The sequence below is a fragment of the Streptomyces sp. NPDC014894 genome, assembly GCF_043080985.1.
Classification (GTDB): Bacteria; Actinomycetota; Actinomycetes; order Streptomycetales; family Streptomycetaceae; genus Streptomyces.
In genome coordinates, this window is sequence record NZ_JBIBWD010000002.1 from 164781 (window position 1) to 188850 (window position 24070).

Annotated in this window: 22 protein-coding genes and 1 CRISPR repeat array; of the genes, 6 read left to right on the forward strand and 16 right to left on the reverse strand. The window is 72.8% G+C overall.

Features of this window, described 5'->3' with window-relative positions; all coding sequences use genetic code 11:
* Positions 1 to 33 precede the first annotated feature (33 nt).
* The 13 genes from ACF089_RS04855 to ACF089_RS04915 form a co-directional block, all read right to left on the reverse strand.
* Positions 34 to 918, reverse strand: a complete 885-nt coding sequence (locus tag ACF089_RS04855; protein WP_392021907.1) for a hypothetical protein — start codon at positions 916 to 918, stop codon at positions 34 to 36.
* Entirely contained in the window at positions 915 to 3158 is a 2244-nt protein-coding gene (locus tag ACF089_RS04860; protein WP_392021910.1) for an ATP-binding protein, read from the reverse strand. Before ACF089_RS04860 ends, ACF089_RS04855 begins: the two co-directional genes overlap by 4 nt.
* A 19-nt stretch (positions 3159 to 3177) precedes the next feature.
* Complete coding sequence (locus ACF089_RS04865) at positions 3178 to 3945, reverse strand: hypothetical protein (protein WP_392021913.1); 768 nt, start codon at positions 3943 to 3945, stop codon at positions 3178 to 3180.
* 120 nt (positions 3946 to 4065) lie between these two features.
* On the reverse strand, positions 4066 to 4668 hold the full coding sequence (locus tag ACF089_RS04870; protein ID WP_392021916.1) for a Crp/Fnr family transcriptional regulator: 603 nt from the start codon (positions 4666 to 4668) through the stop codon (positions 4066 to 4068).
* 318 nt (positions 4669 to 4986) lie between these two features.
* The gene (locus ACF089_RS04875) at positions 4987 to 5400 is read right to left on the reverse strand and encodes a hypothetical protein (protein WP_392021918.1); all 414 of its coding nucleotides are present in this window, start codon (positions 5398 to 5400) and stop codon (positions 4987 to 4989) included.
* A 104-nt stretch (positions 5401 to 5504) separates the two neighbouring features.
* Complete coding sequence (locus tag ACF089_RS04880) at positions 5505 to 6950, reverse strand: aldehyde dehydrogenase (RefSeq protein WP_392021920.1); 1446 nt, start codon at positions 6948 to 6950, stop codon at positions 5505 to 5507.
* Entirely contained in the window at positions 6950 to 7786 is an 837-nt protein-coding gene (locus ACF089_RS04885; protein ID WP_392021923.1) for an alpha/beta fold hydrolase, read from the reverse strand. The genes ACF089_RS04880 and ACF089_RS04885 overlap by 1 nt, the downstream gene beginning before the upstream one ends.
* 375 nt (positions 7787 to 8161) lie before the next feature.
* Positions 8162 to 9820, reverse strand: a complete 1659-nt coding sequence (locus tag ACF089_RS04890) for a sigma-54-dependent Fis family transcriptional regulator (protein WP_392021926.1) — start codon at positions 9818 to 9820, stop codon at positions 8162 to 8164.
* 131 nt (positions 9821 to 9951) lie between these two features.
* Positions 9952 to 10809: an alpha/beta fold hydrolase gene (locus ACF089_RS04895; protein ID WP_392021928.1), complete on the reverse strand. Its 858-nt coding sequence runs from the start codon at positions 10807 to 10809 to the stop codon at positions 9952 to 9954.
* A 229-nt stretch (positions 10810 to 11038) separates the two neighbouring features.
* Entirely contained in the window at positions 11039 to 12256 is a 1218-nt protein-coding gene (locus ACF089_RS04900; RefSeq protein ID WP_392021930.1) for a thiolase family protein, read from the reverse strand.
* Positions 12253 to 12903, reverse strand: a complete 651-nt coding sequence (locus ACF089_RS04905; RefSeq protein WP_392021932.1) for a CoA transferase subunit B — start codon at positions 12901 to 12903, stop codon at positions 12253 to 12255. Before ACF089_RS04905 ends, ACF089_RS04900 begins: the two co-directional genes overlap by 4 nt.
* Positions 12903 to 13658 carry a CoA transferase subunit A gene (locus ACF089_RS04910; protein WP_392023352.1) on the reverse strand — a complete coding sequence of 252 codons (756 nt, stop codon included), beginning with the start codon at positions 13656 to 13658 and terminating at the stop codon, positions 12903 to 12905. Before ACF089_RS04910 ends, ACF089_RS04905 begins: the two co-directional genes overlap by 1 nt.
* Before the next feature lie 86 nt (positions 13659 to 13744).
* The gene (locus ACF089_RS04915; protein WP_392023355.1) at positions 13745 to 13963 is read right to left on the reverse strand and encodes a muconolactone Delta-isomerase; all 219 of its coding nucleotides are present in this window, start codon (positions 13961 to 13963) and stop codon (positions 13745 to 13747) included.
* Between the two features lie 105 nt (positions 13964 to 14068).
* Between ACF089_RS04915 and benB the strand changes: the two genes are divergently transcribed.
* Genes benB through ACF089_RS04930 form a run of 3 tightly spaced genes read left to right on the forward strand, consistent with a single transcriptional unit; the run spans position 14069 to position 16611 of the window.
* On the forward strand, positions 14069 to 14722 hold the full coding sequence (gene benB, locus ACF089_RS04920) for a benzoate 1,2-dioxygenase small subunit (RefSeq protein WP_392021934.1): 654 nt from the start codon (positions 14069 to 14071) through the stop codon (positions 14720 to 14722).
* Between the two features lie 21 nt (positions 14723 to 14743).
* Positions 14744 to 15841, forward strand: a complete 1098-nt coding sequence (gene benC, locus ACF089_RS04925; protein ID WP_392021937.1) for a benzoate 1,2-dioxygenase electron transfer component BenC — start codon at positions 14744 to 14746, stop codon at positions 15839 to 15841.
* Positions 15838 to 16611: a 1,6-dihydroxycyclohexa-2,4-diene-1-carboxylate dehydrogenase gene (locus tag ACF089_RS04930; protein ID WP_392021940.1), complete on the forward strand. Its 774-nt coding sequence runs from the start codon at positions 15838 to 15840 to the stop codon at positions 16609 to 16611. The genes benC and ACF089_RS04930 overlap by 4 nt, the downstream gene beginning before the upstream one ends.
* Before the next feature lie 368 nt (positions 16612 to 16979).
* Positions 16980 to 17253: direct repeats of the CRISPR family, unit length 29 nt; unit sequence GTGGTCCCCGCGCGTGCGGGGCTGGTCCC.
* Between the two features lie 50 nt (positions 17254 to 17303).
* On the opposite strand, the gene ACF089_RS04935 is transcribed toward ACF089_RS04930, so the two are convergent.
* The 3 genes from ACF089_RS04935 to ACF089_RS04945 all read right to left on the reverse strand — a co-directional run bounded on the left by ACF089_RS04935 (position 17304) and on the right by ACF089_RS04945 (position 20781).
* On the reverse strand, positions 17304 to 19583 hold the full coding sequence (locus ACF089_RS04935; RefSeq protein ID WP_392021942.1) for an NACHT domain-containing protein: 2280 nt from the start codon (positions 19581 to 19583) through the stop codon (positions 17304 to 17306).
* A gap of 170 nt (positions 19584 to 19753) precedes the next feature.
* Positions 19754 to 20089: a hypothetical protein gene (locus ACF089_RS04940; RefSeq protein WP_392021944.1), complete on the reverse strand. Its 336-nt coding sequence runs from the start codon at positions 20087 to 20089 to the stop codon at positions 19754 to 19756.
* Between the two features lie 230 nt (positions 20090 to 20319).
* Positions 20320 to 20781 (reverse strand): hypothetical protein, encoded by a 462-nt coding sequence (locus tag ACF089_RS04945; RefSeq protein WP_392021946.1) that lies wholly within the window; start codon positions 20779 to 20781, stop codon positions 20320 to 20322.
* Between the two features lie 456 nt (positions 20782 to 21237).
* Between ACF089_RS04945 and ACF089_RS04950 the strand changes: the two genes are divergently transcribed.
* The 3 genes from ACF089_RS04950 (at position 21238) to ACF089_RS04960 (ending at position 23893) form a co-directional block, all read left to right on the forward strand.
* Complete coding sequence (locus tag ACF089_RS04950; RefSeq protein ID WP_392021949.1) at positions 21238 to 21714, forward strand: ricin-type beta-trefoil lectin domain protein; 477 nt, start codon at positions 21238 to 21240, stop codon at positions 21712 to 21714.
* Between the two features lie 840 nt (positions 21715 to 22554).
* On the forward strand, positions 22555 to 23205 hold the full coding sequence (locus ACF089_RS04955) for a hypothetical protein (RefSeq protein WP_392021951.1): 651 nt from the start codon (positions 22555 to 22557) through the stop codon (positions 23203 to 23205).
* A gap of 49 nt (positions 23206 to 23254) precedes the next feature.
* Complete coding sequence (locus tag ACF089_RS04960; protein WP_392021954.1) at positions 23255 to 23893, forward strand: class F sortase; 639 nt, start codon at positions 23255 to 23257, stop codon at positions 23891 to 23893.
* Positions 23894 to 24070: the final 177 nt, after the last annotated feature.

A 24070-nucleotide genomic window follows, 5' to 3' on the forward strand; every position in this document is an offset into this window, starting at 1 on the left:
ACGGCCCCCTCGACGGCCGGCCGGAGCCCGAGGTCAGTCCTGGGCCGGGCGAGGCCGGGGCAGTGGGCCGGGCTGTACGCTGCCCGGATCCGGTTCGCCGGGGAGCGGCAGCCCGAACACCCTCATCGCATGGCCGAGGTTCCTCTCATTGGTGGCGACGAAGTCGAAGAGGTCATGTGCCTGATATCGATTTGTCTGCCCTTCCACAATCTTGACGAAGTCGTCGACCTGCTGGCGCCGTTGCCGGAACATCTCGCCCACCTCACTGGCTGCCTTGTCGGGCTGATCCGCCAGCAGCACCGCCCAGGGGGTCAGCCAGGACAGCGTGTCCTGGCTCTGCGGAGTGTCCACCAGTCCTTCGGCGAGAAACGTCCGCCACTGCTCCGCGGTGCGGCTCAGCAGCCGCACCTGGAGCGCGGACTTCGCGTAGCGGTGCTCGATGGCGTGGAGATCTCGGGCCGCCGTGCGTTGCCACTCCAGCACCTCCGGCGCGGGCTGGAGGCGGGCGATCGAGCGGCAGCTCACCATGCCCTCGGCGATGCACCCGCCCTTGCCGAGCTCCTTGTTCACGGCGTGCTCCGCCGCCTCCACCCGGAACGGATCGAATCCTCGGGCAACATCACGTACAAGCTCTTCGAGACGCTGCGGCATCGTCGACTCGTACTCGTCGATCGCGTACGTCAGCGTTTCCCGGTCGAACCGGCCCTCGGCACACCAATCACAGTGGATGTCGACCTGGAAGGCGTAGCCGTCACCCTTCGACGGTGTTGTGAAGGACACCAGGGAGCCGCGGTGCACGGTCACCTTCTCCGGAACGTCCACCGGAAGACCGGGAAAGGGCTGGAACGCTTCCGACCGGCCACCGCCGAGGAACCGGCGGAGCCTGGAGAACAGCCCGCGGTGCGGTGCGCTCGTCATCGTTTCTCCTCTGTGTCGAACCTGTCGTTCACCCACGCCTCGATCTCCACGGCGGCGTCGTCCTCGTCGAGCTGACGGCCGGCGGTGCGGAACCCCGTCGCTTCGGCCGTGCCGAACTGGTGGCACCACAGCCGGAGATAGAACCTGAGCTGCTCACGCAGCCCGGAACCCCTCTCACCCGGCTCCGGCACCTCGGCGGCGAACTCGGCGATCAGTTCGCGGAGAGGCGGACCGGCGTCACCGGGTGGTCCCGTGGGTTCCTCGTCACGGGCCTGCTCCACCCACAGCTTCAGGGCGCTCCAGCAGCACCGATGGTTTCCCTCGCTCTTGCTGAGCAGCAGCTGACGCACCAGGAGCAGAAGCAGCCCCCGGGTTCCCGGGTCCTTCAGAAACTCGGTCACGGCGCCCTCGCCGCGAATTCGGCTGAGCCGCAGCAGACACTTCGCGGCATCGTCCCGCAGCCAGTGCCGAGAAGACCCCGACCAGGCCGTCAGCCGTTCCAGGACATCGACGCGCGACCCGGCGGCATAGATCTCCCGCACAGCGGCCCACACGCTCTTCATTCCGGACTGGCCTATCCGTTCCAGCCCGTCCAGAGCCTCGGCGGGGTACATCGCCCCGATCCGAGTGCCGTACGCGGCCTGGGCGCAGGACTGGAAGTCGCGCTGCTGGGACCAGCGGCGCAGCAGTTGCTGAACCTGGGGGGCGAGCAGGGGGTCGGCGACGGCCCGCTCCAGGGCCCAGGCGGCGGCGAAGTGCCGACGTACGGCGTGGTCTCCCTTGTCAGAGGCCCAGCGCACGAGCAGCTCCTCATACACATACGGCCAGTCGAACGCGGCCAGCAGGCCGACCGTCTGGGCGGCCGACACCCGGATGTCCTCCTCGTCCTTGTCGACCAGCCCGTCCAGCCACTCCAGCAAAGGCCCCCGGGCTCCGCTGTGGTCATGCCAGAGAACTTCCATGACGGCTTCACCGAGACCACTGGGCCTGACCCGCACCCGGCAACCCGGATAGCGCTCGTCGACCGGGCTCCCCTTGCGGTCGACGAACTCCATTTCCTGTCCGGCCAGCCAGTCCTTGACGCTCTCCGCGAACAGAGGCATCGCAGGAGCCAGACTGGGCGAGCGCACCCCGTGCAGCAGCTCCGCCAGCCGGTGGGACTCGCGACTCACCCGGCTCAGCGCCATCCCGTCGAGAACGACCCCGGCCAGGAGGAACGCGCGGGACCACAGGGAAACATCCGCCTTCGGGTCCTCGCCGGCCGCGTCCCGGGGCTGGGCTGTGAGCAGTTCCACGGCCCTGCACCGCAGGGCCGTGGTGAGACCGGACACGATGGCGTCGATGGTGTCCCCGCTGTGCACCCGCCGCGCCAGCCCCTCAGCGAGCAGATCGATCTCGCGCAGCGAGCGGTGACCGCGAAGATCCTCGGTGAGTCCTTCGTGTTCCAGCAGCTTCCGGCATTCCTCGGGACGGTCGGAGAGCCGGGTTGTGAGATGGCGCTCGAACACCTCGTACCGTGCTGATTCTCCGATCTCGTGCTCGACGATGTGGTCCTCCAGCCCCATCGGCGAAACCCGGTCGTCAAGGACGATCACCAAGGGGGAGCGCACGTAGCTCTCGCCGCGCAGGCGCACATGGGTCGCTCCGCGTAGGAGATTGAGCAGTTGGGCGCGGAGTTGGGACACCCATCGCATGCCGTCGCCCTCGATCACATGACCCTTGCCCGGCTGCAGTCCTCCGTCGTCCTTGAGCAGCCGTCGGACGCCCGCCTCCGCGTCCAGGACGACGACGCCCTCCTTCGCGACGTCCCGCAGGGCGAGCCGTGCCAGGGTGTAGCGGCCGGAGCCGGGGGCGCCGCGGAGCAATGCGACTCTGTGCTTCTTCAAATGGTCGACGAGGGTCTGATGGGTGCCGGGTCGCACATAGAGATCGCTCAGCGTGGCGAACTCCTCCTCCGACACCGGCCCGTCGGCCGGGTCGACCGAGGGTCCTCCGTTTCCGTAGTACGTCGTTTTGTAGATGGTTCCGGCGGAGTCGCCGCTGCCGAACGCGACGGATCGACCCTTGATCGGCCCCCGGACGAATGTGCTCGGCAGGCCCTGTTGCCGCAGTCGCCTGATGAGATCGGCGTGGTCGTCGTCGGCGTCCAGGCCCGCGTAGGCGGTCTCGCCCTCGTCGAGAGGCGTGGAGACCGGCGATTCGACAGGGGCTTCGCCCCGGAGAGTGGTCGGCTCGCTCACGATTGTTCCCCCGTCGCGGTCAAGGCTTCTTGTTGATACGACGAGCGGCGTCACCGCTGCCGAAGTGGAACACTCCGCCCTTGTTCCGCTTCACCACGTGGGTGGGGGCCGGAGCGGTCACCGGCGCCTCGGTTCCGCTCGGAGGCTCCTCGACGAGCGGCTCCAGCTCCTCCGGGGCGTGCTCCGGCACATGAATCCAGCCGTAGCCGCTGAACTCCTTCTGGCTCACGTGCACACGCAGATACCGCCGTGGGTCCAGGCTCTGCCCCTCTCCGCGGAGCCTGACCACGTCCTGGTAGACACGGTCGGACACGATCAACGCCAGATCGGTCGACTCCATACCCTCGAGCACCTGCTTGAGCTGAGGCGCGTTGAGGTACCGGGCCACCGAGACAGGGGCCGGCCCGCTGTGTCCGAGTGCGGCGGTCCGGGCCACACCGAAGTCGATGGCCAGCCGGAGCCTCATGCGCCCGCTCTCGGCGGTGTTCGCGTTGCGTTCGCCGAGCCTGACCGCAAGGTTGCGAACGAATCCGCCGAGCACCATGGGCTCCGGCGTCTCCAGCGGCAGCACGGCGAACTCCTGGTCCCCCTGCGGCTGCCGGTGCCAGTCTGTGCGGTCCAGTCCACTGAGGACCGCCGCCTCCTCCAGGACCCGGACCAGGTCGGCCTGGACGGCCTCCTGGACGGGGGTGTCGAGTCGGCTGTATTTCTCGACATCGGCGGCCATGCACAGATGACGCGTGATGATGTCGTCGTGATGGACGGGGGAAGGGAACTGCTCCGTCATCGGGACCACCTGTCCGGTGTAGGGGTGCGCGGTCGGCGACAACTTTGCCGTCGGATCCTCGGAACACCGAGCAGGTCGTAGAAATACGGATTCCCCCGGGAACCGGCGGTCGGAAGCGGGCTACGAACAGTCCGTCCCGAGCCGGGCGGCCTCTCGCAGTCCGTCCAGATCGAGGACCGTGGTGCGCCGGTACCCCGTCGTGACGAGCCCGTCCCTGCGCAGCTCTGCCAGGGCCTTGTGGATCGTCACCTCGGCGGAGCCGGTGAGGGCGGCCATCTCCGGCTGGGTGAGATCGACGCCGATGACCAGCCCGCGAGGCACCTGATGCCCGTACGAGGCGGCCAGTTGCGCGAGTACCCGGGCGAGCCTCACTTTGACCGGGTAGGCCCCGAACTCCACCCGGCGCTGATTCGCCCAGCGCAGCCTGCGGACGACGATCCGATTGACCGCACGCGCCGCCTCGGGGTGAGTGTTCAGAAAGAGTCTGAGGTCGGACTCCCGGACGATGCTGGCCACGATCTCCCCGCACGCGGTGACCGTCGCAGACCTCGGGGCGCCGTCGTCCATCGCGGCCATCTCCCCGACGATGTCCCCGCCGACCCTGATGGCGAGCAGCGACTCGCGACCGTTCTCCAGACTGGCGGTCACCTTGACGAACCCCGAACGCAGGAGCACCACATGATTGGAACGGTCCCCCTCGCGGATCAGGGTTTCTTCCGGCACATACCGACACCGGGTCCCCAGCTGCAGCAGTCCGAGTCTTACGGGCTCCGACAAGTCGCCCAAAAAGCTGCGGGCCGGCCACCGCTCCTGATCCCGGGCCTCGATCTTCCGTGTCAAGGACACTCCTCACTCCTTTGCCGTTGGTCGATCGGCGTCTGGTCGTGCGGAACTTCGGTATCAGGGAAGCAGGTGCCCGCACTCACCGGCAGAGTGCGGGCCCCCGGGAGTCCCCGCGCTGAACGCACAGGACGGCGCACAACGCCCGGCCGCGCGCCCCGCGCGGGGCGCGCGCAGAGGCCGGCCGGGCGTCGCCGGGGCTCAGGCGGTGACGGCGCGCGCGGCGGCGGGGATGGTGAGGGAGACCTCGCGCGGGCGGGAGACGGCGAGGGCGTGCCCGGCGGCGGCCTGGCCGACCACCGCGCCGGCGTAGGAGTGGCCGACGACGACCGTCGCGCCCTCCTGCCGGTCGATGTGGGCGCGCACCCGGGCGGCGTCGGCGACCAGCTGTGCCGGCCCGGCTTCCGCGGCTGCTCCTTCCTGAACGCCGCCGAACACTCCGGCCCCGGGAGCCCGGTCTCTCGCGCCATCCGCTCCCACACGGAGTGGCTCCACGGCCAACTGCTCGGCCTGCTGCGGGAGGCGGACCAGCCCGTCCCCGAGCGCGCCGTCGGCCGTCTGATGCTTCCGCGCCACGGCGGCATGGGCCGGGTCCAGTGCATGGACCCGGCCCATGCCCGTACGGTCCTGGACTCGGCCGTCCGCGACGTCCTCACCGGGGCCCGAGCCGGCCTGGCGGAAGACCGGCTCGGGCGCGGGGCGCCGCGTCCCCTCGGGTGTCAGAGGTAGATGCTCTGCGTCTCCTGGTACGCGGCCAGTCCCTCCGGGCCCAGCTCACGGCCGAGACCGCTGGACTTGACGCCGCCGAACGGCGCGGCCGGGTCGGGGATGTAGCGGTTGACGCCGATGGTGCCGGTACGGACGCGGCGGGCGACGGCCGCGCCGCGCTCGGGGTCGGCGGTCCATACGGTGCCCCCGAGGCCGAAGTCGGAGTCGTTGGCGATCCGGACGGCGTCGTCGACGCCGTCGTAGGGGATCAGCGACAGCACCGGGCCGAAGACCTCCTCGCGGGCGATGAAGGAGCCGTTGTCGACGTCGGCGAAGACCGTCGGCTCGAAGAACCAGCCCCGGTCCAGGCCCTTGGGCCGGCCCCCGCCCGTGGTCACCCGGGCGCCCGAGGCGCGCCCCGTCGCGACGGCCGACTCGACGCGCTCGCGCTGACGGGCGGTGGCCAGCGGGCCTATCCGGGTCTCCGGGTCGGCGGCGGGGCCCACCGGGAGCGACTCGGCCAGCGCGGTGAAGGCGTCCACCACCTCGCCGTACCGCGAGCGCGGGGCGAGCACCCGGGTGCCGAGGAAACAGGTCTGTCCGTTGTTGAGCAGGGTGGAGCCGAAGAGACCGGCGCCGATCGCCGTGAGATCCAGCTCCGCGTCGTCCAGGACGATCGCCGCCGACTTGCCGCCCAGCTCCAGGGTGACCGGGCGCAGCAGCCGTCCGCAGGTCTCGGCGATCGCCCGGCCCGCCGGGGTCGAGCCGGTGAAGGCCACCTTGTCCACCGAGGGATGGGCGACGAGATACGCGCCGACCTCCCGCCCGGCGGGCACGATGTTGACGACCCCGGCCGGCACCCCGGCCGCCTCCACGGCCTCCGCCAGCAGATACGCGTCGAGCACCGTCTCCGGCGAAGGCTTGATCACCAGCGTGCAGCCCGCCGCCATCGCGGGCGCGATCTTGAACATGGCGAGCGCCTGCGGGAAGTTCCACGGCACGATGGCCGCGACGACCCCGACCGGGTGCCTGCGGACCTCCACCGAACCGCCGAGCAGACCGGGCCGGGTGTCGACGAAGGCGGCCTCCCGGGCCAGCCCCGCGTAGTACCGCAGCACAGCGCTCGGATACCCGGTCTCCAGCTGCCGCGCGACCGCCACCGGCATGCCGTTCTGGGCGCTCACCCGGGCCGCGAAGCCGTCGGCCCGCAGATCGATCTCCTCGGCCAGCCGCTCCATCACCCCGGCGCGGCGCGCGGGCTCCCAGGCGGCCCAGCCCGTGGCATCGTCGAAGGCCCGCCGGGCCGCGGCCACCGCCGCGTCGACATCGGCCTCCGCGCCCTCGGGGACGCTGCCCAGCGGCTCCTCCGTACTGGCGTCGACGGGGACGATCACCCGGTCGGTGCTGGGGCGCACCCAGGCGCCGCCGATGAAGAAGGTGTCGTAACGAAGGTCCATCAGGAGGCTCCCTGGTCGTTCGGGTCTTGGGGGATGCGGGGGGCGGCCGTCGCGGTGGCCCGCAGGACGGCGGCCGTGAAGGCTTCCGGCGCGTCGACGTGCACCAGATGCCCGGCTCCGGGGATCGCCTCGGAGCGCGCCGAGGGCAGTGCGCGGATCAGCCGACGGCGCACCAGGGCGAAGAGCGGATCGCTGTTCGCGCCGTTCAGAAGGGTGGCGGGGACACGGATGCCGCTGATCCGGCGCAGCGACAGATGCTCGAACATCACGCCGTACGGATGCGGGTCGAGTTCCGCCGGCACCGCGCGCGTGTGCGCCAGCAGACGCCCGCGCTCCTCGGCCGGCGCGGTGTCGAAGGCCGGGCCCGCCGCCCAGCGGAAGAAGTGCGCCGCGCCCTCCTCCGGACGGCCGCGCGCCTGGGACCATTTGGTCCGGGCGACGGCGGCCAGCATCCCGGGGGTGGCCAGTCGGGTGCCGTGCAGCGGCGGCTCCACGAGGATCAGCCGGCGGACCAGATCGGGGCGGGCGACCGTCAGCGCCAGCGCGACATTGCCGCCGGAGCTCCAGCCGACCACCGTCGCAGGGGCCCGGGCGACCCGTTCGAGCACGGCGGCCGCGTCGGCGACATGACGGCGGTGGTCGCGTACCGGAGGGTGCGCGGACGCCCCGTAGCCGCGCCGGTCGTAGGCGATGACACGATGGCCGGCCGCCGCGATGCCGTCGGCGACGCCGTCCCCGGTCGCGGCCTGCGCCCCGCTGCCGTGGACGAGCAGCAGCGGCTCGCCCGCCCCGCGCTCCTCGTACGCGAGGTCCACCGCCTCGCACGGAAGGAACACCGTGCCCGCCCTCAGCGGGACGGGCCGAGGGATCGGCCGCAGGATCGACCGAGGCGCGGGCCGAGGGACGGGCCGCCGGGACCGGGCGGGTCGGGCGGGACCTGCGCGGGGGGAACGAGGGCGGTGTCACGCACGGGACGGCTCCTTTGCCGAGGGGATCTCCTGGCAGGCTAGAACCGCGCGGACGCCGCGAAGTGTTCAACTACTGGACACTCGCGGGCACCCCGGGCACCCCGGGCACCCCGGGCACCCCGGGCACCCCGGGCACCCCGGACTGCCCGGAGCTTCCCGTCCGCCCCCGCCCCCGGGCACCCCGGGCCCTCCCGGCTCCCCGGGCCCGCGCCCGTCCGCCCCCGCCCCCGGTCCCCCGAACCCTCACGCCGTGATCCGCAGCGCCCGCATCCGGTTGTAGAGCGTGGTCCGGCTGATCCCCAGCCGCCGCGCGGTCCGCAGCTTGTTGCCGCCGCACGCGCTCAGCGCCGCCGCGATCGCGTCGTGCTCGGCCCGCTCCAGCGGCGTCATCCCGCGCAGCCGGGGGCTCACCCGATAGCCCTCCGGCAGATCGCCCGGGGTCACGTCCCCCGCCGACCGGCGCTCCAGCACCGTATGGACGACCGTCTCCAGCTCGCGCAGATTCCCGGGCCAGGGGTGCCCCGCCAGGGCCGCCAGCGCCGCCGGAGCGAAGCGCACCCGGCCGCCGGAGACCGCGTCCCCCGCCATCGCGCGCACCAGCGCGGGCAGCTCCTCCGCGCGCTCCCGCAACGGCCGCAGCCCGATCCGCTCCGGGCAGCCCGCCGCGAGGGCCGCGCTCTCGCCGGTCAGCTCCCCGGCGGGCGGGCCGGTCAGCGCGGTCCACGGCCGGTCCGGCCGCTCCAGCAGCCGCCGCAGCCGTACCGCGCAGGCGTCGGGGAGCAGCTGCGCCTCCTCCACGAGCAGCAGACCGCCGCCGGTCCGGGCGGTCTCGACCGCCTCGCCGAGCGCGCCGAGCCACCCGGCGGCGCCGCGCGCCGCCGCCTCCGACCCGTCCACGGCGATCAGCGGCGCGCCGGCCTCCGCGGCGAGCCGGTGCGCGGCGGCGGTGCGCCCCGTCCCCGGCTCGCCGCCGATGTAGACCGGGGCGCCGGGGACGGCCGACGGAGGCGGTACGGAGGGCGGGGCGGCCACGCGCCGGGGCGCGTCCGGCTCCTCGAACTCGAAGAGCGCGCCCGCCCCGCCCGTGTCCAGCGCCCGGAACCGTACGCCCGCCGTACGCCCCGAGGCGAGCGTCACCCGCTGCTCGCGGTGCTCCCCGCCCCGCCGGGGGAGACCGGCCGCCAGCTCCCGCAGCCGCAGATGATCGACCGGATCGAGCAGTTCCGCCGCCGCCGGATTCGCCAGCACCACCCCCTCGCCGAGCACCAGCACCGGCCCCCTCCGCCCGGCCGACGCCGTCTGGAACTCGGCCAGCAGCCGCTGCTCGGCGACGCGCGCGGTCCGCAGCAGCCGCTCCTCCACGTCCCGCGCCGCCCGGGCGAGGAACGGGCCGAGCAGCGGGGAGTCGTCCCGGCTGAGGCAGGTGATGTCGAGCACGCCCTCCAGCCGCCGTGTCACCGGGTGGATGATCGGGTGCCCGTAGCAGCTGAACCGTTTGAACGGCTCCAGATAGTGCTCGTCCCCGTGCACCGCCAGCCCCCGCCGTACCTCGTGCACCGTCGCTATCGAGTTCGTCCCCGTCGTCTCCTCCAGGAACACCCCGCCCGAGACCACTCCCAGCCCCTCCAGCAGCCTCCGCAGCCCGCCCTCCCCGCCGACCGTCGGAGCGACGATCCGGGACGACCGGTCCGCGAGTACGACACAGAACGCCAGGTCCCCGAGGTGCGCGGCCAGCTCCGCCAGCACCGGACGGGCGGCGGTCGCCAGCCGGCCGCCCGCGTCGACCGCGTCCGGGTCCACCCGGACCTCGGGGGCGCAGGGGCTGAGCCCGCTCATCCGGGAGCGCTGCCAGGACAGGGCGATCTCCGGGCGCGGCGGGGACGGGGTGGCGCTGCGGTGCACGGCGACCTCCGGCGGGTGCTGCTCGGTGTGTCCTCACGTCCGTACGCGACCGTGCGGACCTGTGGGGACCGATACGAATCCGTACGGACCCGTGCGTCCCGGTCCGGGGCGGTGCCCGAGGGGCCGGTGCGTCACGGGGACGGCGCGATGCTCCGGCCCAGGTGGGCGAGGAGCAGCTCCGTCACGGCCCGGGGCTCCTCCAGGGCGAGATGCCCGGCGCCGATGGTCTCCACCGTAGCCCGGGGGATTCCCGCGCCCAGCTCCCGGGCGTGCTCCGGCGGCGTCGCCGTGTCCAGGGAGCCGCCCACGACCAGGGTGGGAGCGGTGATCCGCCCCAGACGGGGGCGGAGATCGTACGAGGCGAGGGCGTCGCAGCAGGCCGCGTACCCGGCGGGGTCGGCGTCGGCGAGATCCCGCAGCAGCGCCCGCCCCAGCGCTGTGCCGGCCGTGCCGGGCCCGGCGAACCAGCGCCCGGGCGCGGCGGCCGTCACCGCCTCCATCCCGCGCGACCGCACCAGCGCGGCCCGCTCCCGCCACGGCCCGGGAGGTCCGAAGCGGGCGGAGGAGCAGACCAGGGCGAGGGAGGCCACCCGCCCGGGACGGTCGGCCGCGAGCCGGGCGCCGATCGCCCCGCCGAGGGAGATCCCGGCGTAGTGGAAGCGCTCGTGCCCCAGTTCGTCGACGAGCGCGAGCACCGCCGCGGCGAGATCGCCCACCGTCGCCCGGCCCGGCTCCGCGAACGGCTCCGCGAGCGGCGGAACGAACGGCTCCGTGAACGGCGGAACGAACGGCTCCGCGAGCGGCGGCGCGCTCGTCGCGGAGCCCCCGTGCCCGGGAAGGTCGAAGCGCGCCACGCGGAACGCCCGCTCCAGCGCGGGCAGTTGCGCCGACCACACCCGCGTCGAGGTGCCGAGCGAGGGGCCCAGGACGAGCAGCGGCGCACCGGGCGGGCCGGAGAGGGTGTGACGCGGTGGTACGGGGTGGGGCATGAGGGCTCCTGAGTGGTGTGGGGGAGGGGCGTGCGCCGCCCCGGGACTGACGTACGGGTGTCGGCGTGCACCGCCGACAGGTACGCGCCGGCACCTACGAGCCGGGCGCACCCGCGCCGACCACACGCGCGCCGGCACCTGCGCGTCGGCATCCGTCCGCCCGCGTCGAGCCGCCTGCGTCAAGGCACCCGGGGCAAAGGCGCCGGCGGACGGACCTCGCGCCGCCCGCTCAGCGCTCCAGGACCAGCGCCAGGCCCTGGCCGACCCCGATGCAGAGCGCCGCCACACCGGTGCCCGAGCCCGCCGCCTTGAGCTGATGGGCCACCGCGCCCGCCAGCCGCGCGCCGGAAGCGCCCAGCGGGTGGCCGATCGCGAGGGCCCCGCCGCGCGGGTTGAGGATGCCCGGATCCAGCTCGGGCCACTCGGCGACACAGCCGAGGGCCTGGGCGGCGAACGCCTCGTTCAGCTCCAGCACGGAGAGGTCCCCGAAGCTGCGCCCGGCCCGGTCCAGGGCCCGCCGCACGGCCCCGACCGGGCCCAGCCCGAACCACTGAGGCTCGACGGCGGTCACCGCGCTCGCGCCGATCCGGGCCAGCGGCTCCCGGCCGGTCGCCCGCAGCCCCTCCTCGTCGGCGAGGAGCAGCGCGGCCGCCCCGTCGTTGAGCGGGGAGGAGTTGCCCGCCGTCACCGTCCCGCCGGTCGTACGGAACGACGGCTTCAGCTTGGCCATCGCCGCCAGGGAGGCGTCCTCCCTTACGCACTCGTCCCGTCGGAAGGGCACCGTTCGGGAGGGCGCCGTGTCCCCGCGCCGCCCGGGCGTCTCGACGGGGACGACCTCCGCCGCGTACGCCCCCTCCCGCCATGCCCGGGCCGCCTTCTCATGGCTGGCCAGGGCGAAGGCGTCCTGCCGCTCGCGGGTGATGCCGTGCCGTTCGGCGATCAGCTCGGCGCTCTCGCCGAGCGGCGCCGTCCACCGTGGGTCCATCGCCGGATTGACCATCCGCCAGCCGAGCGTGGTCGAGTACAGCTCCTGACCGCCCGCCGGGAAGGCCCGATCCGGCTTCGGCAGCACCCAGGGAGCCCGGCTCATCGACTCCACACCGCCCGCCACCGCGAGGGAGACATCGCCGAGCGCGACGGCCCGCGCCGCCTGGACGACGGCCTCCAGACCGGAGGCGCAGAGCCGGTTGACGGTCACCCCCGGCACGGTGACGGGCAGCCCCGCCAGCAGGACCGCCATCCGCGCCACATCCCGGTTCTCCTCGCCCGCTCCGTTGGCGTTGCCGAGGAACACGTCGCCGATCCGGGCCGGGTCCAGCTCCGGCGTACGGTCCAGCAGCGCCCGCAGCACATGGGCGGCGAGGTCGTCGGGGCGGACGCCGGAGAGCGCGCCCCCGTATCGGCCGACCGGGGTGCGGACGGCGTCGACGACATAGACATCCTTCATCGGAAGCTCCCTGTGGGGCGGGTGTGAACGGGAGCGGCGGTCGCCGCCCGGATCTCCTCGACGGTGACGCTGGGGGCGGTCTCGGCCAGCTCCAGACCCCGCGCCGTGATGTCGAGGACGCCCAGATCGGTGATCACCCGGTCGACGCAGGCGCGGCCGGTGAGCGGCAGCGCGCACCGCGCGACGATCTTCGGGCTGCCGTCCTTGGCGGTGTGGGTCATGGTGACCACCACCCGGCGGGCCCCGTGGACCAGGTCCATCGCCCCGCCGATGCCGGTGACCAGCTTTCCGGGCACGGCCCAGTTGGCGAGGTCGCCGCCGGCCGAGACCTGCATCGCGCCGAGGACGGCGGTGTCGACATGGCCGCCCCGGATCATCCCGAAGGAGAGCGCGGAGTCGAAGAACGCGGCCCCGGGCAGCACGGTGACCGTCTCCTTGCCCGCGTTGATCAGATCGGGATCGACCTCGTCCTCGGCGGGGTACGGGCCGGTGCCGAGGATTCCGTTCTCCGACTGGAGGACCACCCGTACGCCCTCGGGGAGATGGTCCGGGATCAGCGTCGGCAGCCCGATGCCGAGGTTGACGTACTCGCCGTCGCGCAGCTCCAGCGCCGCGCGGGCCGCGATCTCCTGCCGTGTCCAGGCCATCAGCCGCGCACCGTCCTCTGCTCGATCCGCTTGTCGGCCGCCTGCGCGGGCGTGAGGGCGACCACCCGCTGGACGAAGACGCCGGGCACGTGGATCGCGTCGGGGTCCAGCTCGCCGGGCTCGACCAGCTCCTCCACCTCGGCGACGGTGATCCGGCCGGCCATGGCGGCCAGGGGGTTGAAGTTGCGGGCGGATCTCCGCAGGACCAGATTGCCGTGGCGGTCCCCCCGGGCCGCGCGGACCAGCGCGAAGTCGGTGCGGATCCCGTGCTCCAGGACATGGTCGACGCCGTCGAAGGCCCGCACCTCCTTGGGCGGCGAGGCCAGCGCCACCCCGCCCGCCCCGTCGTAGCGCCAGGGCAGTCCGCCGTCGGCGACCAGGGTCCCGACGCCGGCCGGGGTGTAGAAGGCGGGGATGCCGCAGCCGCCGGCCCGCAGCCGCTCGGCGAGCGTGCCCTGCGGGATCAGCTCCACCTCCAGCTCGCCGCTCAGATACTGCCGGGCGAACTCCTTGTTCGCGCCGATGTACGAGCCGGTGACCCGGGCTATCCGGCCTGCGGCGAGCAGCACCGCGAGACCCGACTCCATGGCCCCGCAGTTGTTGGAGACCACCTTCAGTCCGCCGGTGCCCCGCGCGTGGATCGCCTCGATCAGGACGGTCGGCACTCCGCTGAGCCCGAAGCCGCCCACCGCGAGCGACGCGCCCTCGGGCAGATCGGCCACGGCCTCGGCGGCCGATTCGGCCACCTTGTCCAGGGCGCTGGGCACGACCGTGGTGCCCGTGCCCATGCCCATGCCCATGCCCGCCACCGCCCCGCCCTCGTTCGTCGAGCCCATGGCGATCAGCCCGCCGTCAGCGCGGAGGGGTGCGCGGCCAGCGGGGTGACCTCGATCGTCAGATAGGGGAAGAGCGGCAGATTCCAGAGGATCTCGTGGAGCCGTTCGTGGTCCGGGGCGTCGAAGACGCTGAGATTGGCGTACTGCCCCGCGCGCCGCCAGATGTGCGGCCAGACGCCCTCGCGCTGGAGGTCCTGGCAGTAGCTCCTCTCCCGCGCGATCAGATCCGCGCGCCCACCGGGCCGGGAGGCCGGCCACCGCGTACCGCCGGAGCGACAGCAGAGCCCGGCGGCGACCGCGGCACGAACCGAAGGGACCAGGACCCCACCATGACGACCACGCCCCCGACCACGCCCCCGCACCCGACTCCGACTCCGACCCCGCCCCCGACCGCACCGGCGGACGGCGCGAACAGCCCTGCCGGCACGGACAGTCCGGACAGCCCGGCCGCCGCGCCGCGGACACCGCCGCCCGCCGGCCCCGACGACGCCCCGCCCGTTTCGCCGGAGACGGTCCGCCGGTTCCTCTACCGCGAGGCCCGCCACCTGGACGACCGCGAGTTCGAGAAGTGGCTGGAGTGCTACCACCCCGAGGCCGAGTTCTGGATGCCGGCCTGGGCCGACGACGAGGAACTCACCCGCGACCCGCGGACCGAGATCTCACTGATCTACTACGCCAACCGGGGCGGCCTGGAGGACCGGATCTTCCGTATCCGCACCGATCGCTCCAGCGCCACCAGCCTGCCCGAGCCCCGCACCGGCCACAACATCACCAATATGGAGATCACCGGGGAGTCCGGCGGCGTCGTGGACGTGCGCTTCAACTGGTTCACGCTCTACTACCGCTACCAGACCGTGGACACCTACTTCGGCACCTCCTTCTACCGCGTCGACTTCTCCGGGGACGCCCCGCTGATCCTCGCCAAGAAGGTCGTGCTCAAGAACGACTACGTCCACCATGTCGTCGACGTCTACCACGTCTGATCAGGCCCGAATCGAGCATCCATGAGCACCCCCACGGCATTCCAGGTCGCCCTGAGCTTCGAGGACGGCATCACCCGCTTCATCGACTGCCGCCCGGACGAGACCGTCGCCGACGCCTCGTACAAGGCGCGCGTCAACATCCCGCTCGACTGCCGCGACGGAGCCTGCGGCACCTGCAAGTCGTTCTGCGAATCGGGGAATTACGACGGCGGCGACTACATCGACGAGGCGCTCACCGACGACGAGGCCGAGAGCGGCTACTGCCTGCCCTGCCAGATGACCCCGCTGAGCGATCTCGTGCTGCGCGTCCCCGCGACCTCGGCGTCCGCCCGGACCGCCGCCGCCGTCCACACCGCGACGGTCGCGGCCGTCGAGCGGCGCTCCGCGACCACCGTCGGCCTCACCCTCGACGTCGACGACCGCCGGGCGCTGGACTTCCTGCCCGGCCAGTACGTCAACATCGCGGTCCCCGGCACCGACCAGCACCGCTCCTACTCCTTCAGCTCCGGACCGGGCCAGTCCGCGGCCTCCTTCCTCGTCCGGATCACCGACGGCGGCGCGATGTCCGGATATCTCACCGACCGCGCCCGGCCCGGCGACCGGATCGATTTCACCGGGCCCATGGGGACCTTCTACCTCCGCCCGCTCACCCGCCCCGCCCTCTTCCTGGCGGGCGGCACCGGGCTCGCGCCGCTGCTGTCGATGCTGGAGAAGCTGGCCCAGGCCCCGGCCGCCCACCCCGTGCGTCTGCTCTACGGCGTCACCGCCGACGAGGACCTGGTCCATCTCGACACCCTCGCCGACTATGCCTCCGTCATCCCCGGCCTCACCTACGACCACTGTGTCGCCGATCCGGCCTCCACCGCGCCCAACAAGGGCTTCGTCACCGGCCTCATCGACGCGGACACCCTGCACGGCGGCGACGCGGACGTCTACCTCTGCGGTCCGCCCGCGATGGTCGACGCGGTACGGAGCCATATCGCCGGCCTCGGGATCACTCCGGCGAGCTTCCACTACGAGCGGTTCGCGGTGACGGCGGGAACGCCCGACGGAGCGCACGGCGGTGCCGACGCCGATACGGCGCAGGCGACCGCGGTGGACTCGGCGGCCGCCCGGTGAGCGCGCACCCGGGCCGGTTCAGCGGCCGTACGGTGCTGGTCACCGGGGCCGCCCAGGGCATCGGCCTCGCCGTCGCCCGCCGGCTGGCGGCGGAGTCGGCCGAAGTGGTCCTCGCCGACCGCTCCCCGTCCGTCCATGAGGCCGCCGCCGAGCTGGACGGGCACGCCGTCGTCGCCGATCTGGAGCGGTACGAGGGGGCCGAGGCCGCGGTCGCCGCGGCCCTGGACCGCCACGGCCGGATCGACTGCCTCGTCAACACCGTCGGCGGCACCATCTGGGCCAGGCCGTACGAGCACTACACCCCCGACCAGATCCACGCCGAGATCCAGCGCTCCCTCTTCCCGACCCTGTGGATGTGCCGGGCCGTGCTGCCCCATCTCATCGAGCGGCGCTCCGGCACCATCGTCAACGTCTCCTCCGTCGCCACCCGGGGCGTCAACCGGCTGCCCTACGCGGCGGCCAAGGGCGGGGTCAACGCCATCACCGCGGCACTGGCCCTGGAGACGGCCCCGTACGGCATCCGCGTCGTCGCCACCGCACCCGGCGGCACCGACGCCCCGGCCCGCCGCGTCCCCCGAGGGCCCGCGCCCGAAGGGGAGCGCGAGAAGGAGTGGTACCGGCAGATCGTGGACCAGACCGTCGACTCCTCACTGATGAAACGGTACGGCTCGCTGGACGAGCAGGCCGCGGCGATCGTCTTCCTCGCCTCCGACGAGGCGTCGTACATCACCGGTACGGTGCTGCCGGTCGCGGGCGGCGACCTCGGCTGAGGCCTCAGCCGCCCACCCCGGCCGTGGGAGGTCTTCAGGCCGTGGCGGCACCGGGGTTCCCGGCCGGCCGGCGTCTCCACGGTCCTGATCGCCAGGCAGTCGTGACTGCTGCACAGGAGGCACCCCCGGGCCGGGGCTCGCGATCCAGCTCCGCGAACGCGGCCTGCCGCGCATCGCATCCCCCGGGAGTCCGCGGGATGCGATGGCATGAAGCAAACGGCCACCCGTACCCCGCGCCGACCGGCTCCGAACCGATAGCGTGGCACCCGACACCGCCGCCCCGCGTAACCGAAAAGGGGAGGAATGCCGGAATCTGTGGAAGTAAGTAAAAACGCTGCCCTGGGACGATGACACCGCAGGTCACGTCCTGTGGTCCCCGCGCGTGCGGGGCTGGTCCCTCGGCGCCGCGCTCCGAGGGCTGCCGAACTCGGTGGTCCCCGCGCGTGCGGGGCTGGTCCCCCTCCCGTACCGCCGCACGCGAATGAGAGAAGGTGGTCCCCGCGCGTGCGGGGCTGGTCCCGACTGACTGGGCGAGGACGACAGATGCCCCCGGTGGTCCCCGCGCGTGCGGGGCTGGTCCCCATACGACTACTCAGGCAGTTCGCGCAGAGTGGTGATCCCCGCGCGTGCGGGGCACTTCCCCCTCCGCCCATCCGTACTGAGCGTGCCGCTCCCACCCGCCCCCATGCGTTTCACCGTCGTTCCGGACGGGCGGTCGCCGTGGGGTGTTCGGGATTGCGGTAGGCGTGGGTGAGGTGTCGTTGGAGATGGTGGTGCCGGAATTGGTAGACGGCACCGGTGTGGCGGAGGACGCCGAGGTGGTAGGCGTCTTCCAGGAAGGCGACGGTGTCCCAGGGGAGTCGGCGTGTCAGGGGCAGCCAGACGCGGGCCAGTGTCAGCCACTGACCCCAGGCGGTGAAGGCGAGGAGGTAGGCCGTGGAGCCTCCAAGTCCGCCGATGGCTCCCAGATAGACGGTTACTTCCCATGTCCAGATCATGTTCACGGGCAGGATCCGCGGGAGAAGGCGGACCGCGAGGTGGCCGGTGAGGCCGCATCCGGCAGTGATGGCGGGGATGAGTACCAGGAGTTGCCGGATCGCCGCAGTGCGGTTGGCGGAGAGGAGTTGGACCGGCGTCGCCGCGGCGGTGGTGTCCATGGGTGCTTCCAGGGCCGCGACGAGGCCGAAGGCCAGCCCGGCGGTCAGGCTGAAGACAAGTCCGAAGAGCAGCATGTTCCCGGCGGCGATTCTGAGCAGTCCGCTCTCCGGGAAGGCCCCGAGCGGTATGCGTACGAGGATGTCCGACCAGGAGTACCCGATCCCCAGCACCCAGCCCGCCGCCAGCGCGGCTCTCACACGGGTGAGGATGCCGCGTGCCGTGCCGGGGCCGGCCCGGCGTTCCGTGCCGGACAGTTTGAGCTGTACGCGGGACGGCGGGGCCGCCGCCCGGCCGGAGAGGGCCAGGACGCCGTGCGCGAGGCCGAAGCTGATCCCGGCGAGGAGCCCTGCCAGCGTTCCCTGGAGCAGTATCGCCGTCGGCGTGAGGCGGACGGGGAACGCGAAGGCGTACCCGGAGAGTCCCGTGAGCCAGGTGGCGGCGGCCATGCAGAGCGCGGCGGCCAGGGCGGTATGCGCGATGCGGGTCGGCAGCCGTACGGATTCGCCCAGACGCCACCAGGCGAGATCTTGGCGGTCGTGTCCGTCGTGTCCGTCGTGTCCGTCGTGGGCGAGGCTGGAGGCGAGGTGGCCGAGCCAGCGCCGGGCACGGTCGGGGTCGCGGTCGCGTCGCCCGCGGTCGGAGTCGGTCCGCTCGTGAGCGCGGTGCCGGTAGAGGGTGGGGACGAAGCCCGCCAGCAGATGTTCCTCGATGTGGCGCTCGGTGGGAAAGCGTGCGGTGTCGAAGAGTTCCAGCGGGCTCTTCCCGGGCGTCTCGTACATCGTGCGCGCCAGGGCGACCATCAGAGGGGTTCCCAGGACTCTTCCGAGCCGGGCGCCCGCAGGAGTGTCCCCCGCGCGCAGGCGCTCCAGGAAGGCGTCCCATACGCGCACGTCACCGCGCCCGCCGGAGGCGGCGAGCCGGTCGGTCCGGGGAAGGTAGGCCGCGAGGTCTTCGACGGTGAGGTCGTGGAGTTCGGTACAGGCCGCCCACACCAGAGGCGTGTGCCCGTCCCGGATCGCCCGGGCGTACTCCTCCCGCCGGCTGGTGAGGACCAGCGGGAGGGACGTGGAGTTGAGAGCGTCCAGCGCCGGGCTGCGCAGTGCCTCGGCCAGTTCGTCGAAGCCGTCCAGGACCGGCAGAATCAGCTCGGCGTCCACGAGAGCCGCGGCCAGCGTCGCTCCGTCGCCGCTTCGGCGGGCCAGGTGGGGGTGGTCCCGCAGCAGACGGTCGACCAGCAGGTCCCGCACGGTGGTGGTGGTCGGATCCCAGGACCCGATACTGAAGATCACCGGTACGCGGACCGCGAATTCGGGAGCCGTGAGGAGATCGAGGACGAGCTTGACCGCCAGGACCGACTTGCCCGAGCCGGCCCGGCCGAGGATGACCAGCCTCCGCGAGGCGACCTTCCGGTAGATGTCGGCGATACCCCGCAGATCGCCGTTCAGGTCCAGGTCACGGGGCGCGGCTCCGGGCGGCAGGCGCTGGATGTTCTCCGGCCGGTCCATCAGGTCGGGCGGGGCCGGCCGGTATCGCACCGGCAGCGGAAACGGGTCGTGGACGCGGCGGTGGTTCTCCTCGCGCTGCCAGCGCCGCCGGACTTCACGGGCCAGTGACGCCGCGGCCTCGGCGACCGGGGCCGGCACCGGCACGGCCGGCACCGGGTACGGGGACGGGTCCGGTGAGGTGTTGGGCCGTCGGCCGTCCGTCTCCGGGCACCAGGGCCGCACGGTCAGCGTTTCGACATGCAGATGGTTGATGGAGCCGCTGATGGCGGTTCCCCCGCCGGTGGCGATCGCGTCACCGGTGCCCGACACATACACAGAGCCCGGGGCGTCGCCCCCTGTTCCCGGGGCCGGGCCACGATATCCGGTCACAACCGTCTCACCGCCGCCGGCACGGGCATCGCCGGTCTCCGACACGGTCACCGACGGCTCCGGCTCATCGCCACCGTTCGTGTGCCCCGGCGCCTCCGACACGGTCGCGCTCAGTTCGAGTAGTCGATGCCGGAGACGGAGTTCGGACCGCTGGCCTCGCCGGACCGTTCGACGGCGGCCGAACCGCGCCCGAGGCCCCCCGGCCGCCTGATACCCGTAACGGCCCCGCGTGTGGCCGTCCCGGTCCGGCTGACCGTGTCCGCGGGCCCGGCCGGGGACGGCGGCTGGAGTACGGCCCAGACCAGAGCGGCGACAGCCACGGCGGCCTGGACCGAAGCGCCGGTCAACTGCCCGGCCCCCGGGCCGTCCCACAGCCAGATCAGCGGCGTGGAAACGATCCCCAGCCCGGCCACCACGATGATCGTAATCTTCCACAACCGTGCCACAGCGGCTCTCCCTACCCCGAACACCCGCCGCTCGCCGTACTGCCCGGCCGACGGGCCGCCACGCCGCATTGTCCCGCAACCGCAGGCCCCGAACCGGGAAACGCGAAACTCGCCGATACGTCCGGACCCCGCCCCCGCCGGCGGCCCGCCCCTCGGCGGCGGCTACGCCTGGCGGCCTCGGGTGACGACGGCGATCGTCCCCGCGTACGCGCGGACAGCTCCTCGCCGGCTCAGCAGGCGTCGTACTTCCACGTCTTGCCCTCGAGGGTCCACGGCTGCTGCTTCTGGGAGAGCGTCGGCACCGCGTAGGTGTAGGACACCCGGGCCATGCCGTCGGCGGCCCGGTCGACGGTGAGCGACTCGATCTTCTGCTTGCCGTAGTCCGAGGCGGCGGCCTTCACGGCCGGTTCGAAGATCTCCAGCACGTAGGCGTCCTGACAGCGCTGCGACAGCATGCTGTACGCCGCCTTCGCGTCCGGTGCGAAGTACGCGTCCGAGTAGGCGCGGACCGCGGCCTCGAGTTCCTTCGTACCGTCGGCGGCGGCCTTCTCGGCAGGGTCGGCCGCGGGTGTGCTCGCGGCCTCGGCCGACGGACCGGTCTTCGGGTCGGCGCCGCTGCCGCTGCCGGAGCAGGCGGTGAGGGTGAGGAGCAGGACGGCGGCGACCGCGGCGGTGGTGGTCGTGTGGCGCATGGTCCCCCATGTCGAGATCGATGGAGGGAGGCTACAGCGAAGCCCCCGCCGGGGATGCCGATCGGCCGGGCTGCCGGGAAGAGCTGACGGCCGGTCCGGTCCGGTGCGCTTACGAGGGCGTTCTGCCGGTGCCCGGGAGTCCGGCTCCGGCGGGCCGGACGCGGTACCGCTGGTCTTCGTCCCGCTGCCCGGGCCACGGCTGGACGGGCGGCCGGGTACCGCCCGTCCGCGTGGCCCCAGCAGTGCTGTGTCCCGCCCGGGCCGGACGGATCCCTCGGCGTCGCCGAGTACGTCATCGTCATACAAGTAACACGTTTGGGCGAATGCGTCGCGCACAGTGATCGGGCCGCCGGATATCACTGATATCAATCTCCGTGCGCTCGAATCCGAGCCGAGCACCCTCCTTCCAGGGCCCCGTGTGAAACACGCGGCCCTGGTCGAGAATGGAGTCCGCGCATGGGAATCACCCTCCGCAACCGCTTCGCACTTGTCGCCCTGGCGGCGATGGCTTCCCTCCTGCCGGCCGCTGACGCCGGAGCGGAACCCACCGCCCGGCAGGCCATGCGCCCCGGCCTGTACTGCCTGGCCAACGCCTGGGGCACCCCGGACGTCGCCAGCCGGCCCTGCGACATCAACGACGCCGGCCAGCGCTGGACCGTCTCGGGCAACCAGATCTCCCTCACCGACGCTCCGGGCTACTGCCTGGCCAATGCCTGGGGCACCCCGGACGTCTCCACCAAGCCGTGCGACCCCAACGACGAGGGTCAGTACTGGGATGTGACGGGTCAGCAGATCTCGCTGAACTACGACCCCGCCTACTGTCTCGCCAACGCCTGGGGCACCCCGGACGTCGCCAGCCGGCCCTGCGACACCAATGACGCCGGCCAGCACTGGGTGGTGTTCAAGGACCAGATCAGCCTGGCACTCGTCTGACCCTCACCACCGTGCCCGGGGCAGGAGCGATCCTCCCCGGGCACGGTCATGCGGCGGTACCGATGAGGCCCGGACGCTCGGGCGGCGATCCGCCTTCCCGGGCCCGCCCGCGACCTGGCCGTCGGCGGCGAGGTGGCGGGAGCCGCCGATACGGACCGGGCCGGCGGAGCCGGACGGCACGTACGCGGCGATCTCGATCGCCTTCGCCGCCGGCGTTCCTACCGGGACGGCGACCAGGCCGACGCTGATCGCGCCGGACCGTACGGGACGAGGCATGACCGCCCCCTCCTCCGGGAGGAGATCCCCTCTCGACCCTGAGCGCACGAACGGCCCGGACGTGACGCCCGGTGTCCGCATGCGCAGATCCGGTGCGGGACGCGGCAGTCGTCACCGCAGGCGTCTGCCGTCCGTGGGGAGGCCGGGAGGGACGGCGCGGCCCGCGCGGCCGCACACGGGCCCGGGCCTCCGTCTGGTGGCCGGAGGGTCACCACGGTCTCGGCGTGGCATTGGTTTCAGCCGCGCGGCAGGGGCGTGACCTGGAGAAACTTCCGTCCATGCTCCGGCTCAGGAGCCGACCGGCTGCGGCGGTGTCCGGCTCCTCCGGCCGGGCGGGCCCGAGCCCGGTCGAGGCGCGGACCAGGCGCAGGCGAGCCGAGGAGCGAGCCTCGGCGTCCACCGCTCGGCATCCGTGAACTCCGGGCGATGCTCTCTGGATGTCCGCCAATCAGGCTATTTGTCCCGCGTTACCGGCGTTTCCCGCCGTGCTCTCCGACGGCCCGTGCATCTCTTGGACAGTCACGCGATTAGTACGACAATCGTTCCGGCTTGAAGGAGCCCAGCATGCCCATCCCCGTTTCCGTCCGCCCTCTCGGCGCCCGCACAGGCGTCGCGGCCGCCGTCGTGCTCGCCGCCGGACTCGCTCTGGCCGACGCGCCTGCCGCGTTCGCGGCCCCCGGAGACAGCGGCGACCTCACCATTCTGCCCTCCGGAGAAGTCCGAGGCACCCAACGCGACGGTGCGGTCTGCAAGTTCAAGCTCGTCGCGGACAACTTCGAAACCCTCCCCGCGATCGCCTGGACGATCACGGTCCGCCCGCCCACGGTCCCTCCCGGCGACACCCTGACGGGGAACCTCCCTCTCTCACAGGGCAGAGCCCGGAGCAATGAGTACCGGCTGGCCGACGGTACGTACCAGCTCCAGTGGACGGTCCCCAGCGGCGTGACCAAGCAGAAGACGTTCGTGGTCCACTGCGACGAGGGCAAGAACTCCGGCGAGGGGAGGGATTCCGGCGAGGGCAAGGATTCCGGCCGGTCCTACCACAAGCCGTCCGGCCCCGTACCGGCGGGCGGAGGCGGCGTGCCCACAGTGGAGAGCGCCGCCTCCCCGGCCCAGTTCGGAACGGCCGCGGCGCTGGTGGCCGGCGCGGCGGGCATCGCCGGGCTGGCGCTGGTCCGCAAGGCAGCACGACGCCGTTCCCGTGGCGAGGCATAGCCGACCCTGTCGGCGGCGACGGGGGCCGAGCCGCGCATGCCGTCTCACCATGACGCTGTGCGCGGTCTCCTCCCTGGTGAGCGGCATCGTCTGGGCGAGCGGGGACTCGCCCGCGACCGCGCCCGCCGCCCGCGGCTCCGATGCTGCGGGCGGCGCGCCGCCGCCGTCCTCAAGGGCCCCGCACAGGCCGCCGGAGAACGTCCGACCGCCTCGCGCGCCCCTGTCGCCCTCGCGTCCCGTGAAGCTGATCATCCCCGCGATCATGATCGAAGCCCCCGTCCTCGGCGTCGGCCTCGATGCCGAGGACCGGCTCGACGCGCCCCCGCTGAGCAAGCCCAAGGTCGTGGGCTGGTACCAGGACGGACCTTCCCCGGGAGACGCGGGAACGTCCCTGATCGTCGGCCACCGGGACACCAGGACCGGCGCCGCCATCTTCCTCAACCTCAACGCCCTGAAACCGGGCGACGCCGTCAAGATCGTCCGCGCGGACCGGCGGACGGCGGTGTTCACCGTCGATGCCGTCAAGACCTACAAGAAGAGCGAGTTCCCGGACGACAAGGTGTACGGAGCGGCCAAGCGTCCAGAACTCCGGCTTCTGACATGCGGCGGACGCTTCGACAAGAAGACCGGCTACTCGGCCAACGTCGTCGTCTTCGCCCACCGCACCGCACTCAGAAACATGGCATAGCCGGGCCCATGTCGAACCGGCCGTGGACGCCGGGTCCGCCCGGGGAGGCGGCCGTGTGTTCTCTGCCCCGCCGCGACGGTGACCGTGGTCGCTGCCGCCTTCCTCCGCCTCGCCGTCCGGGACGACGACGGACGGCCGCGCGGGCGATGGCCTCCGGACCCATCCGGGGGAGAGGCG

Coding starts and splice junctions, on each gene's coding strand:
- ACF089_RS04855 (WP_392021907.1), bottom strand. CDS start 918: ATGACGAGCGCACCGCACCGCGGGCTGTTCTCCAGGCTCCGCCGGTTC.
- ACF089_RS04865 (WP_392021913.1), bottom strand. CDS start 3,945: ATGACGGAGCAGTTCCCTTCCCCCGTCCATCACGACGACATCATCACG.
- ACF089_RS04875 (WP_392021918.1), bottom strand. CDS start 5,400: ATGGGCCGGGTCCATGCACTGGACCCGGCCCATGCCGCCGTGGCGCGG.
- ACF089_RS04880 (WP_392021920.1), bottom strand. CDS start 6,950: ATGGACCTTCGTTACGACACCTTCTTCATCGGCGGCGCCTGGGTGCGC.
- ACF089_RS04895 (WP_392021928.1), bottom strand. CDS start 10,809: ATGCCCCACCCCGTACCACCGCGTCACACCCTCTCCGGCCCGCCCGGT.
- ACF089_RS04900 (WP_392021930.1), bottom strand. CDS start 12,256: ATGAAGGATGTCTATGTCGTCGACGCCGTCCGCACCCCGGTCGGCCGA.
- ACF089_RS04905 (WP_392021932.1), bottom strand. CDS start 12,903: ATGGCCTGGACACGGCAGGAGATCGCGGCCCGCGCGGCGCTGGAGCTG.
- benB (WP_392021934.1), top strand. CDS start 14,069: ATGACGACCACGCCCCCGACCACGCCCCCGCACCCGACTCCGACTCCG.
- benC (WP_392021937.1), top strand. CDS start 14,744: ATGAGCACCCCCACGGCATTCCAGGTCGCCCTGAGCTTCGAGGACGGC.
- ACF089_RS04945 (WP_392021946.1), bottom strand. CDS start 20,781: ATGCGCCACACGACCACCACCGCCGCGGTCGCCGCCGTCCTGCTCCTC.
- ACF089_RS04950 (WP_392021949.1), top strand. CDS start 21,238: ATGGGAATCACCCTCCGCAACCGCTTCGCACTTGTCGCCCTGGCGGCG.
- ACF089_RS04955 (WP_392021951.1), top strand. CDS start 22,555: ATGCCCATCCCCGTTTCCGTCCGCCCTCTCGGCGCCCGCACAGGCGTC.
- ACF089_RS04960 (WP_392021954.1), top strand. CDS start 23,255: ATGACGCTGTGCGCGGTCTCCTCCCTGGTGAGCGGCATCGTCTGGGCG.